The sequence below is a fragment of the Acidobacteriota bacterium genome (assembly GCA_039028635.1).
Taxonomy (GTDB): Bacteria; Acidobacteriota; Thermoanaerobaculia; order Multivoradales; family JBCCEF01; genus JBCCEF01.
In genome coordinates this window covers 1-12,703 of record JBCCHV010000039.1, presented here as the reverse complement: position 1 = coordinate 12,703, position 12,703 = coordinate 1, and the positions used below count along the sequence as shown (strand labels likewise).

The 12,703-nt window shown below is 67.1% G+C and carries 10 protein-coding genes; 7 read left to right on the top strand and 3 right to left on the bottom strand.

What is annotated here, in order from left to right; translation table 11 throughout:
- Positions 1 to 69 precede the first annotated feature (69 nt).
- The 3 genes from smc to xrtH form a co-directional block, all read right to left on the bottom strand.
- Positions 70 to 3,597, bottom strand: a complete 3,528-nt coding sequence (gene smc / locus AAF604_15935; GenBank protein MEM7051159.1) for a chromosome segregation protein SMC — start codon at positions 3,595 to 3,597, stop codon at positions 70 to 72.
- Positions 3,598 to 3,758: 161 nt separating this feature from the next.
- The gene (locus AAF604_15930) at positions 3,759 to 4,391 is read right to left on the bottom strand and encodes a hypothetical protein (protein MEM7051158.1); all 633 of its coding nucleotides are present in this window, start codon (positions 4,389 to 4,391) and stop codon (positions 3,759 to 3,761) included.
- Entirely contained in the window at positions 4,340 to 4,879 is a 540-nt protein-coding gene (gene xrtH / locus AAF604_15925; protein MEM7051157.1) for an exosortase H, read from the bottom strand. The genes AAF604_15930 and xrtH overlap by 52 nt, the downstream gene beginning before the upstream one ends.
- 158 nt (positions 4,880 to 5,037) lie before the next feature.
- On the opposite strand from xrtH, the gene pyrR reads away from it, so the two are divergent.
- From pyrR to AAF604_15890, 7 genes are all read left to right on the top strand, one after another.
- Complete coding sequence (pyrR, locus tag AAF604_15920) at positions 5,038 to 5,595, top strand: bifunctional pyr operon transcriptional regulator/uracil phosphoribosyltransferase PyrR (GenBank protein MEM7051156.1); 558 nt, start codon at positions 5,038 to 5,040, stop codon at positions 5,593 to 5,595.
- Positions 5,595 to 6,533 (top strand): aspartate carbamoyltransferase catalytic subunit, encoded by a 939-nt coding sequence (locus AAF604_15915; protein MEM7051155.1) that lies wholly within the window; start codon positions 5,595 to 5,597, stop codon positions 6,531 to 6,533. The genes pyrR and AAF604_15915 overlap by 1 nt, the downstream gene beginning before the upstream one ends.
- Positions 6,530 to 7,810, top strand: a complete 1,281-nt coding sequence (locus AAF604_15910; GenBank protein ID MEM7051154.1) for a dihydroorotase — start codon at positions 6,530 to 6,532, stop codon at positions 7,808 to 7,810. The genes AAF604_15915 and AAF604_15910 overlap by 4 nt, the downstream gene beginning before the upstream one ends.
- A 121-nt stretch (positions 7,811 to 7,931) precedes the next feature.
- Positions 7,932 to 8,804, top strand: a complete 873-nt coding sequence (locus tag AAF604_15905) for an inositol monophosphatase family protein (GenBank protein ID MEM7051153.1) — start codon at positions 7,932 to 7,934, stop codon at positions 8,802 to 8,804.
- 549 nt (positions 8,805 to 9,353) lie between these two features.
- Positions 9,354 to 9,884 (top strand): M23 family metallopeptidase, encoded by a 531-nt coding sequence (locus tag AAF604_15900; GenBank protein ID MEM7051152.1) that lies wholly within the window; start codon positions 9,354 to 9,356, stop codon positions 9,882 to 9,884.
- A 23-nt stretch (positions 9,885 to 9,907) separates the two neighbouring features.
- The gene (locus AAF604_15895) at positions 9,908 to 10,660 is read left to right on the top strand and encodes a hypothetical protein (protein MEM7051151.1); all 753 of its coding nucleotides are present in this window, start codon (positions 9,908 to 9,910) and stop codon (positions 10,658 to 10,660) included.
- A 521-nt stretch (positions 10,661 to 11,181) separates the two neighbouring features.
- On the top strand, positions 11,182 to 12,703 hold a 1,522-nt coding region (locus AAF604_15890), incomplete at its 3' end, for an SdrD B-like domain-containing protein (protein ID MEM7051150.1).

The following is a 12,703-nucleotide window of genomic DNA, read 5'->3' as shown; positions in this document are numbered from 1 at the left end:
ATCTCACCGAGGGCGCGACGAGGGCCTTCGGGTTGTCGAACGGGGCCTGCTGTCGAGGCGGAGGGCCGGTCAGGCGGTGGCCGCCTGCTCTTCCGGCTGCACGTCCTCGAGCTCGACGGCGACCAGCTTCGAAACCCCCTTCTCCTCCATCGTGACGCCGTAGAGGGTCGAGGCTGCTTCCATCGTCAGCTTGTTGTGGGTGATGACGATGAACTGGGTCTCCCCGGCCATCTCCCGCACCAGCTCGACAAAGCGCAGGGTGTTGACGTCGTCGAGGGGGGCGTCGACCTCGTCCAGGATGCAGAAGGGCGAAGGCTTGGTCTGGAAGAGGGCGAAGAGCAGGGCGATGGCGGTCAAGGCCTTCTCGCCGCCGGACATCAGCATGATGTTCTGAGTGCGCTTGCCCGGCGGCCGGGCGATGATCTCGATGCCGCTCTCGAGAACGTCCTCTTCGTCGAGCAGGCGCATCTCCGCCTCGCCGCCGCGGAAGAGGTGGGTGAAGATGCGCGAGAAGCTGGCGTTGACTTCGGCGAAGGTGGCCGTGAAGCGCTCCGTCGAAGCTTGGTCGATCTCGTGGATGGTGGCTCGCAGGCGCTCGACGGACTCGATCACATCGGTCCGCTGAGTGGTGAGGAACTGGTGCCGCTCTTCCTTCTCGGCGAACTCCTCGACGGCGAGCAGATTGACCGGGCCCAAGCGCTCGAGGGTGGCCTTGAGTCGCGCCAGGTCGCTCTCCATCTCGGGCAGATTGGTGGGCGGCTCGCCGGCGTTGGCCGGGAGCTCGGCATCGAAGCTCTCGCGGAAGGCGGCGGTGAGGTGTTCCGCCTCCTGGCCCAGGCCGGCCCGTCGAATGCGCAACTCGCCGAGCTGCTGCACCATCTGCTCGCGATGCTGGCGCAGCTCGGCGATTTTGCCTTCGAGCTCCTTGAGGAGGGCGCGCTGATCGTCGAGCCGGGTCTGGGCTTCGATCACCGCCTGCTGGCTGGCCTCGCGGCGCTCGAGGGCGCTCTGCAGCTCGCCTTCGGCGGCCTTGATCTGCTCGCCGAGGTCGCCGCGGGAGCCGTCCAGGCGCCGCGCTTCGTCCTGCCACTGGGTGACCTGCCCCTCGCCCTCCGTGATCTCGCGCTGCAGGCGCTCGATCTCGCGATCGTGGGCCGCTAGGCGTTCGCGCAACAGGTCGAGGCGGCCGCGGCGTCCGGCGCTCGCTTCGCGCAGGCCCTCGCGCTCGGCCTTGGCGGCCTCGCGCTCCGCTTCCAGGCTCTCGAGCTGCTGCTGGCTGCTGGACTGGCGCTCTTCAGCGCCGCCCAGGCGACCGTCGATCTCGCCCTGGGCGGCGATCAAACGCTCCACCTCGGCCTCGACCGCCGCCTTTTCCACGGCCAGGCTCTCGCCGGCCTCGGCGAGGCGACGATGACGGGTCTCGGCGTTCTCGCGGCGGGTCTCCGCCACCGCCAGCTCCTGGCGTAGCTGGGCGAGCTCTTCGCGCAAGCGGTTCGAGTCGCGGGCCAGGGTGGTGCGTTGCTCGACCAGTGCCTCGAGGGCCTGGCGGGCGGCGGCGAGGGCCGCTTCCTGGCGCGGCACCGCTTGCTCGAGGTCGGCGAGCTCGCGCTCGCGCTCGAGGACGCCGGGAGCCGCCTGACGGCTCTCGACGTAGACCAGGCCGCCGCTCGCCCAGACGCCGTCGCGGGCGATGAAGTCGATCCCGGGGTACTGCCGGGCCAGGCGGGCGGCGTCGTCGGCGGTCTCGACCAGATAGGCGGGGGGGAGCGAGGCGGCGAGGTCCGCCGGCAGAGCCAGGGCCTGCTGCAGCGCGATGACCGCTGCCGGATCGTCTACCGTCGGGCTCGCCTCGCCGAGGTCTGCGAGAGGATGGACCAGCGTCGTCTTGACCTCGCCGGCGGCGAGCTGCGCCACCAGGTCGGCGGAATCGGCGCTCCCCAGCACCACCGCATCGGTGAGGTCGGCGAGGTAGAAGTCCAGGCTGCGCTCCCAGCCATCGAGAACCTCGACGCGATCCGCCAGGAAGGTCGGCTCGGCGATGCCGGCCGCCGCCAAGGCGGCTTCGACCCGGCCGCGGCGCTCGGCATGGGCGCGTGACAGCTCGACCAGCAAGCGCTGCCGCTGACGGGCCTCGCGCAGGCCTTCTTCGACTCGCTGCAGGTGCTGGCTGGCCTCCGCCTCGCGTCCCTGGACGGCCTCGAGAGCGCTGCTCAGCTCACCGCCCTTGGCCTGCCGGTCGCCGACCTCGCGCTCGAGATGGGTGACCTGCTCGCGGCTCAGCTCCCAGGCTTCGCGGGCGAGCTCGAGCTCCGCCCCCTGTGCCTCCTGCTCGCGCGCCAGTCGGTGGCGCTGGAAGTTGCCCTTTTCGAGCTGAATGTCCGCCTGGTGGCGCTCACGGCGCAGCTCCTGAATGCCGCGCACCGCTTCGGCCATGTCGCGGCGCAAGCCCTCGACGCGTTCGGCGGCACGCTGCAGTGCGGTGTCGGCGGCCGAGATCTTGGCCTCGTCGCGATCGACCTCGTCCGCTGCGCGATCGAGGTCGGTCACGTGCTCTTGGCGCCGTTCTTGGTGGCCGCCGAGGTTCTTGCGCTGCTCCTCGATGTCGCCTTGCCGCCGGTCGGCGAGGGCACGGCTCTGGGCGGCCCGCTCACCGATCTCGTTCAGCCGTTGGCGGTTGGCGTTGAGAAACTGCTGCCGTCCCTCGATGGTGGCGGCCAGGTCCGCCTGCCGCTGATGGCGCTCAGCGAGCTGGCTGGCAAGGGTGTCGAGGGTTTCGCGGCCGGCCACCAAAGTGGCTTCCTCGCGACTCAGGGACGACGTCGACTCGGCTTCCTGGGTCTGGGCTTCGGCGATCCGGCCGTCGACCTCCCGCAGGCGATCCGAGAGGTGACTCCAGCGCGCCAGCAGGACCTTCTCGAGCAGCTCCCGGTGTTCCTTTTCCCGTTCCCGGTAGCGCCGCGCGGCGCCCGCCTGGCGTTTGAGGGAGCGCAGCGAGCGCTCGACCTCGGAGAGGATGTCGTCGAGGCGCAGCAGGTTGGCCTTCGATTCCTCGAGCTTGATCTCGGCGATGCGCCGGCGCGCCTTGTAGCGGGTGATGCCGGCGGCTTCCTCGAGCAGCTTGCGACGTTCCTGGGGCTTGCCCGACAAGATCATGCCGATCTTGCCCTGCTCGATCACCGAGTAGGCGCGAATGCCCAGGCCGGTGTCCATCAGGAGATCCTTGATCTCCTTGAGGCGGACCACCTTGCCGTTGAGGGTGTAGCGGCTCTCGCCGGTGCGGAAGACCCGCCGGCCGATCTGCAGCCGACCGTCCTCGGTCTGGGAAAGCCCCGGGTCGGCCTGCAGCGTGAGGTTGACCTCCGCCATGCCGAGCGGCTTGCGGCGCTGCGATCCGGCGAAGATGACGTCCTCCATCTTGCCGCCGCGCAGGCTTTTGGCGCTTTGCTCGCCGAGCACCCAGGTGACGGCATCGGAGAGGTTGGACTTGCCGCAGCCGTTGGGTCCCACGATGGACGTGATGCCGCCGGCGAACTGAATCGTCACCGGGTCGACAAAGGACTTGAAGCCCGAGATTTCGAGGCGATCTAGCTTCAGCATGGAGCTCCCGAAGGGTGGACGTCGTTCGAGCCGGGAGAATAGCAAGAGATCCGCCCGCACCACAACCTGTGGGGTGCAATTTCAGGGCGGCTACTAGATCTGGTACCGCTGGCGGCCCGCCGGCTGGAGGCCCTTTCGCTTCTGGATGGCCTGCCGGGAGATCAGCTCTGGCGCGGGATCAGGAGCGGGAAGTAGAACACCACCCACAGCACGAAGGGGAAAGCGAGCTTGAAGGGCAAGTCCAGCAGGTGCTTGCCGAGGCCGTAGAAGTTGCGGGCGAAGGCACCGTAGTTCTCCAGGCTCCAGCTACCGAGCTGGGTGGCGTAGCCGAACTTGACCCAGAAGAAGGCCAGCAGGATGTGGAAGAAGACCGATAGCAGGAGGGCCCAGCCGAGCTTCTCGAGGCGTTCCCGCCAGGGGATCGCGGGCACCGCCAGGAAGAGGCTGCCGAGGAGCAGGAGATGAAAGTGCAGGTCGGTGGCGCGGAACGAGTAGACCTGACGCCGGGATGGCGGAAAGTCGCTGCGGTGGACCACCACGTAACCGCGGTCGCGATACTCCTTCTCGGGATGAAAGTAGAGCTCCGTGACGTCCGGGCTCTCGGAGAGATTCAGCAGGTTCTCGGCGCTGACCTTCAAGAAGCGGTTGTAGAACGGGGTGATCAGCATCCAAACGACGATCACCGGCACCGCCCAGGCGAGGAGCCGGAGCAGGAAGGGGCGGAGCGCCAGGCCGGAAGTGCTCAGCTCGCCGCTTTCCGCGGGGCCGCGAACTTGCTGGCCCAGAAAATCCACAGCAGGACGCCGAACAGGATCACCACGGTTTGCCAGACCACCGTGTGGGAGGCGTCGAAGAAGCTGCGGAAGTAGACGCCGGTGAAGAACAGCGCCACCACTCGCACCAGGTTGATGAACTGAATCGCCAGCACGCCGAGAAAGATGCCCGTTAGCCGGGCTTTCCAGGGCGCGGGGAAGGCGAGCACCGCCGAGACGAAGATCAGCATAGTCTCGACGCCGTTGCAGCCATTGCGGATGTTGACCGCGAAACGCGGGTTCTCGATGATCGTGCCGCGCATCGTGATGCCCTGGCCGAGCAGGTTGAGGGCGATGCCGCTGGCTTTGGCGACGCCGGCCGTGAAGGGCTCGATCACGTGGTCGTTGACGGCCGGCAGGGAAACGGCCGTGAAGCTCAGCCCGAGGAGGGCGACGAAGACCACCAGGAAGAGGATTTCTCGCCGTCGGCTGGGAGGAGTCTCAGCGGTTTTCGAGTCTTTTTTTGCCATGAATTTTCGGGGTTCCGACGGGCTCTTTCGCCCGCCGGGTCGAATATAGCAGGCCGATGAAAAGGTCGTCACCTCGGCCGCCTTCGCGGCGCTCGGAGCTCGATTGACACTCCTCCGTGGCGCGCGTACCATTTCGGGCGATTCGGAGGGCACCGGTTTTGAGTGAAACACTGATCGAGAAGGGCACCATCCTCGACGCGGAGCAGATGCGTCGCATCATCCGCCGCATGGCCGGCGAGATCGTGGAGCGTAACGGCGGTGTGAAGGGTCTGTTGCTGGTCGGCATCCGCACCCGCGGTGTGCCGCTGGCGGAGGCTTTGGCGCGCGAGATCGAGGCCATGGAGGGCGCCTCGGTGGCTCTCGGCACCCTCGACATCACCCTCTATCGTGACGACCTTTCGACCATCGCCCCTCAGCCGGTGGTCAAGGGAACCCACTTCCCGGTCGATCTCGAGGGGCAGACGGTGGTGCTGTGCGACGACGTCCTCTATACCGGGCGAACGGTGCGCGCCGCCCTCAACCATCTGGCCGACTACGGGCGACCGAAGTCGGTTCAGCTGGCGGTCTTGATCGACCGCGGCCATCGCGAGCTGCCGATCCAGGGAGACGTGGTGGGCGAGGCGGTGCAGACGGCCGAGCTCGAGGTCATCGAGGTCAGCTTTCAGAAGACCGATGGCTCTGAGCGAGTGCGTCTCCTCGAGCGGACCGCCTCCTGATGGCCGAGGGCTGGAAGCGCAAAGATCTGCTCGGCATCGCCGAGTTGTCGGCGGCGGAGATTCGCCAGATCCTGGATACCGCCGAGTCCTTCCACGAGGTCGCGGAGCGGCCGATCAAGAAGGTGCCGACGCTGCGCGGCAAGACGGTGGTCAACCTCTTCTTCGAGGCCTCGACGCGAACCCGTTCGAGCTTCGAGATCGCCGAAAAGCGGCTGTCCGCCGATGGCTTGAACTTCTCGTCATCGACCTCCGCACTCTCGAAGGGCGAGAGCCTGGTCGACACCGCCCTCAACCTGCAGGCGATGGCGCCGGACCTGATCGTCATCCGGCATCGCCATCCGGGGGCTCCGCACCTGCTGGCCAAGCGTCTCGAGGCGGGCATCATCAACGCCGGCGACGGCGCCCACGAGCATCCCACCCAGGCGCTCCTCGACGCCCTCACCATTCGCCAGCGCAAGGGCGACATCGCGGGCCTCAAGGTGACCATCGTCGGCGACATCGAGCACAGCCGGGTGGTGCGCTCGAACATCCACCTGCTCACCAAGCTCGGCGCCGAGGTCACCGTGGCGGGACCCTTCACCATGTTGCCGGCGGGTATCGAGGCTCTGGGAGTGCGGGTCTGTCACGGTCTCGACGAGGCCCTCAAAGGGGCCGACGTGGTGATGATGCTGCGCATCCAGATGGAGCGCCAAAGCCGCTTCCTGTTCCCCTCGACGCGCGAGTATTTCCGCCTCTTCGGCTTGACTCGCCAGCGCCTGGCCCTGGCCGCCGACGATGTCATCGTGATGCATCCGGGGCCGATGAATCGCGGCGTCGAGATCGCCAGTGACGTCGCCGACGGTCCCGAGTCGGTGATCCTGGAGCAGGTGACCAACGGCGTGGCGGTGCGCATGGCGGTGCTCTACCTGCTTTCCGGCGCTGGGGAGGATCTCGCGTGAAGACTCTGGTACGTGGCGGGCGGCTGGTGGATCCCAGCCAGGATCTCGATGGCTTCTACGACCTGTTGATCGAGGACGGCGCGGTGGCGCGCATCGACGACGCCCTCGACGGCGATGGGGCCGAGATCTTCGAGGCCGATGGCATGGTGGTCTCTCCGGGCCTGATCGACATTCACGTCCACCTGCGGGAGCCCGGTGAGGAGTACAAGGAGACGGTGGCCACCGGTACCCGGGCGGCCGCCGCCGGCGGCTTTACGGCGGTGGCCTGCATGGCCAACACCCGGCCGGTCAACGATTCTCGGACGGTGACCGAGCACATTCTCGAAGAGGCCCGCCGGGCCGGCTATGCCCGGGTCTATCCGATCGGTGCGGTCAGCAAGGGAATGAAAGGGGAGGAGCTGGCCGAGATCGGCGAGATGGTCGATGCCGGCGTCGTCGCCGTCTCGGACGACGGTCTGCCGGTGAAGAATGCCGAGCTGATGCGCCGGGCCCTGCTCTACACCCGCCACTTCGACGTGCCGGTGATTCAGCATGCCGAGGATCTCGATCTCACCGGCTCCGGCGTGATGCACGAAGGCGAGTGGGCGACGCGCCTCGGCCTACCAGGCATTCCGGGAGCCTCCGAGGACGTGGTGGTGGCGCGTGACCTCCTCCTCCTCGAGGACACCGCCGGTCGCTATCACGTCGCCCATCTCTCGACCGCCCGCAGCTTGGCGATGGTGCGCCGAGCGCGCGCCGCCGGCCTGCGGGTGACCTGCGAGGTCTCGCCGCACCATCTGCTGCTCACCGACCGGGCGGTGGCCGACAGCGAGATGTCGACCGCCACCAAGATGAAGCCGCCGCTGCGCGCCGAGCAAGATCGCGAGGCTCTGGTGGCCGGGTTGGTGGACGGCACCGTCGACTGCATCGCGAGCGACCACGCGCCGCACCATCGCGACGAGAAGGACGTCGAGTTCAGTGCGGCACCCTTCGGCATCGTTGGTCTCGAAACCACCCTCAGCCTGTGCCTGGACCGTTTGGTGCGGCCCGGAGTCGTGACCCTGTCGCGCTTGATCGAGCTGCTGTCGACGGCGCCCGCCCGGGTGCTCGGCATTCCCGGTGGCTCCTTGGCGGTCGGTCAGCCGGCGGACATCACCGTCTTCCATCCCGACCGTCCGGTGACCGTCCAGGCGGACGCGCTGCGAGCCAAGTCCCACAATACGCCTTTCGACGGTTGGAAGCTGCGTGGCGCTCCGGTGACCACCTTCGTCGGCGGTCGCCGCGTCACCATCGACTGACGGCGGGGAATTCACCGCCCCGGCCTTCGGTTGAAGGCGGCGCAGTCGATTCACGGCTCGGCGCCGTCAGCCGTTTCTTCAGGCGATGGCGTCGCGACCAACTGCCAGCCTGCCGACGATCATGACGACCGAACTCCTCGCCACCGCTCTGCGCGCCGCCGAAGCCGGTGCCGATGTCGTGCGTCGCCATTTCCGCGCCGCCGACCTGCGGGTGGCCGAGAAGGCGGCTCACGACTTCGTCAGCGAAGCCGACACCGGCGCCGAGGCGGCGATCGTTGCGGAGATCCATCGCCGTCACCCGGACCACCGCATCCTCGCCGAGGAAGGTGGTGCCGTCGCCGGGGAAGGAGGGTCGCGGCAGAGTGCCCCGGAGTGGATCATCGATCCGCTGGACGGAACCACCAACTTTCTCCACGGCTTGCCGATGTGTGCCGTATCGGTGGCCTGCCGCCGCGGCGACAGGCTCGAGGCCGGGGTCATTCTCGATCCCTTGCGGCGCGAGACCTTCACCGCGCTGCGGGGCGGTGGAGCCGAATGGAACGGCCGGCCGATGCGGGTGTCGCAGCGCCCTTCCCTCGACGGCGCTTTCCTGGCGACCGGCTACCCCTTCAAGGCGCGGCGGGCGCTCGACCTCTATCTCGACGTGTTCCGGGAGGTCTTCCTGCGGGCCAAGGCGATCCGGCGCTGCGGCGCCGCCGCCCTCGACCTCGCCTACACGGCGGCGGGCGTGTTCGACGGCTTCTTCGAATTTCGCCTTGCGCCGTGGGATCTGGCGGCCGGCGTGCTGATGGTCGAGGAGGCCGGCGGCCGGGTGAGTGACCTCGATGGTGGGCCTTCTTACCTCGAAACCGGTAATATCGTGGCTGGAGGAGCGGCGGCTCAGCCGGACCTGTTGGCCGTCGTCGGCAGCATCGCCGACGAAGCGGCCCTGGAGCGGCTCGATCCGACCGCACGGACCCTTCCCCCGAGTCTCAACGTGAAGCCCTCGTCGTGAAACACTGGAAGCTCAAACTGCGCCGCCGAGACCCTGCCCCCTCGGCCTTCGAATTTCAGTTCCACCCGGCGGACATCCGTCGCAGGGTGCGCTATTTCTTCCTGACCCGCGGGCAGGTGGCCGCGGGAGTGGTGGCAGTGCTTCTCCTGCTCACCGTCTTCGCCTTTGCGATCCGCGTTTCTCCGGACGTGATCCGAGGTCTCCTCGGCCTGCGCGAAATGCCGGTCCTCGAAGCCGAAAGGGTGCGTCAGGGGGAGCGTCTCCAGGCCATGATCGACCGCCTGGGGGAGCTCGAAGCACGCGGTGAGTCGCTGCGCCTCAAGGTCGACAAGATCTCCCTCGCCTACGGTTTGACCAACGACGAGTCGATCGGCCAGGGCGGCTTCCCGGCGACCCCGTCGCCGGCACCGGTGCCGAAGTCCACCTTCGCCAATGTCATCGAGCAAGGCCGCACGCTGCAGTCCGGTCTCGACGAGCAGCTGCAGGTTCTCGATACTTTCCTGACCGAGATCCAGGAGCTCGAGAGCGCCCACCAGGAGCGCGCTCGGGGTGACGCCGTCGGTGATTCCCCTGCGCGGTGCCAACTTCCTGCTCACCAGTCCCTTCGGCAACCGCCGCAGCCCCTTCACCAAGGCCCTCGACTTTCACGCCGGAATCGACCTGGCGGCCCCCATCGGCATGGAGATCCATGCCCCGGCGGAGGGCGTGGTGGCCTTTGCCGGCCGCTATCCGCGGCGTCAGAGCGTCGGCTGGTGGCGCTATGGCAATCTGGTCGTGCTGCGTCACGGGGATCGCTTCATCACCCTCTTCGGCCACTGCGATGAGGTCACCGTTCGCCGCGGCCAGCGGGTTCGCCAAGGCGACGTCATCGGCACCGTCGGCGATACCGGGTGGAGCACCAGTCCCCACCTTCACTACGAGGTGCGTCGGCGCACCGAAGGCAAGGGCTTCGTGCCGGTGGATCCGCGGATCTACATTCTGGACTATCGCTGGAGCGACGAAGAGCAGACCCTGGTGCGGGCGCGCGCCACGCCGTCTCTCGATGACTTCGAGCCACTGCCGCGCCTGATCGGTCGCTGACCCTACCCGAAACGAGCTGAGCCATGCCCGAACCGACTCCGCCGACCATGATCATCCCGAAAGGGACCGAGATCGAAGTCGATGGCCACGGCCAGCTTTCGATCCGTGCCCCCGGCAACCTGGTGATCCAGAACTCCGGTTCCTACGGCAAGATCGAGTCGGTGGGCGGCTCGATCCGAATCGATCCCGGGGTCGAGGTCGAGGCTGTGAGCTTGGAGTGCGCCGCCGCCTGCTTCGTGCAGGGCAGTCTGACGGCCTGGAAGGTGAGGGCGAGCTCGCTGCAACTCGAAGACTCGGCCCGCGCCAACATCGTGCTGCAGGAAACGGAGAGTCTCGAGATCGGACGCGATGCCCGCCTGGTGGGCAACTTCTCGAACGAGAACGATCTCTTCGTGCTCTTCTCGCGCTTCGCCCGGCAGTTCCGCTCCTTGCCCTTCTACCGTGGTGAAGTCGAAGGCGAGGTGGCGCCGCAGCTCGAGGCTCCGACCGAGGTCGAGGTCGAAGAGGTGACGGAGAAGGCGCCGGAGAAGGGCTCGCGGGATCGCTTGCCGGAGCCGCTCTTCTTCGCCCTCGTGTTGCTGGAGCGGGATGCTTCGCGGGGCGTCTACGGAGCCACCTCGCAGCGGGTCCTCGAAGAGCTCGTCAAGCTCCTCGATGGTCGCGATCTCGAGACCCTACGCCACACCTATCGCACCCTCTTCGGACGCATCATCGAACCCGGTGACGATGTTCAGCGGGCCAGCGAGTTGGTCGCCGCCTACTTTCAGGCGACCTGACGGCGCCCCTCCAGCGCCCTTCCGGCGCCTCTTTTCCCCTCTGACGGTCTCGTCTTGGGCCCCTCTTTCGGGGCTTGGTCGGTTATCTAAATTTGAGATATTCATAACATACGTTTGTTGGAATTAATTTCCTGACGTTTTCCTGACGCTTGCTGCCGAGACTCACTCCACGGCATCAGTCCAGCGAGCCGTTTGGTTGCTATTTCTGCTCTCCGATCGTGATGAAAGGGAGCCGTGAAAGACGAAACTACAAGCCGTTCCGCATCGTTTCTCGTTCGCCTGTGGGCCGAGCCTCGTGAGATCGAGGGGGAATCCGCCCCGGTGCGAGGCTTTCTGCGCAATCTCCGGACGGGCGAGGAGCACTACCTGTCCGATCCCGGGGGGCTGGCCGAGCTGTTGACCCGGCCGTTGGTCGCGAGCGAATCCGCAGAAGAGGACGGGGAAGGCTTGAAAAGGGCTGCATGGAATGCGGGTCGGGGCGTCTCCTGACGCTGGCGCCGCTATCGACTAGGAGGAAGAACATGAGGGATTCTCTTCGTATTCTCGGGCTTGCGCTGCTCGTCGCCTGGTGCGCGACGGGCGCGATGGCGCAGATCGGTCCGGGACCATTTGCGGCGTTCCCGTCGGCGGATCCGACGGACAGTCGATTCCTGGGCTTCGGTTGCCCGGGCATCGAGACCTTGGAGCAAGGCGTCAGCATCGCATTGACGGTGCCTTCGACGTCGAGCGAGTTCACTTTGAGCTTCTTCGATGGTGAGACCGGTGGCGTGGATGTCGACGGTTTGGAGCACTGGGACGTTGGCGATCGCCAGCTCGAGTTCTTGCTCTATGCCGACCCGCTGCTGACCGGCGGCACCACCGCCGCCAACCTGATCGGCCGCTGGACCGGCAACGATCCCAACCTGTTGGTCGACCCGAACGGCCTGTGGACGACGTCGGAAGCGCAGATGCCGGACAACGACTGGTGGGGCGCCACCGTCCAGACGTCGGCGAGCGCCCAGTCCCCGAGCGGCTTCTTCCACTACAACCTGGTGATTCAGCTCGATGGCGCTTGCGTCACCGGCGAGATTTTGGAGAGCAACGTCAAGATCGCGTCGTCGAACCCGATGACCTTCCTGGTGCCGAGCTTCGGCCTGGTGGCGGCGCTGCGCGAGGTGGTCAACGACGCCGCCTTCGTCTACCCGACGGTCGATTTCAGCGACCTTTCCGATCCGCGCGTGTTCGTCGATGCGCCGACCAGCTACGACGGCACCTTCACCTTCTTCTTCTCGGTGGCCGAGGGCTCGACCGAGCTGCGGATCTTCGATGGTGACTTCGATCACGGCACCGACCCGACGCAGCTCGTGGCGGTGCCTTCCGGGGCCACCCTCGATGCCTGCGGTGATCTCGACGATCCGGACACCTTGCCGGGCTACCCGGACTTCCCCTTCGACACGCTGAGCGCCGTCGATGAGGGGGCCAGCACCCTGGGCGCGCCGCCGGACGACAGCCGTCTGGACCTCTTCCGTCGCGGCGAGCCGGGCTCGGCCGACCGGGTGGGCTGCGTGCGCTACGAGGTGGTGGATCCCGTGGGCGTGGTTTACCGCAACGACAATCCCTCCGGCAACCGCGAGTGGGAGCAGTTCCGCATCGTCAGCCAGGACAACCCCGATGCCGGCAACACCACGCTGGCGGATGCCACCGCCGCGACGGCGGAGCTGCCTGGGGGCATTTGGACGGTCAACGTCACCGGTCTCGACATGTCGAACCTGAACTTCTGGTTCGCCGACACCTGCTCGACCCGCGCCGCCGGTGATGGCGTGTCGCCGGCGTGCCCGAACCAGACGGTCTACCTGGTTGGTGACACGGTGTTCTCGGACGCCGACGGCAGCGGTTCGCAGGATGCCGGCGACGCCGGCATTCCGGGCGTCGAGATGGAGCTTCTGGACAGCACCGGCATGGTGATCGACCGGACGCGCACCTTCGACATCTTCAGCCCCTTCTGGAACGCCTGCCTGGCCAACAACACGGGCATCGATCCGCAGGGCTTCTACTGCTTCGGCG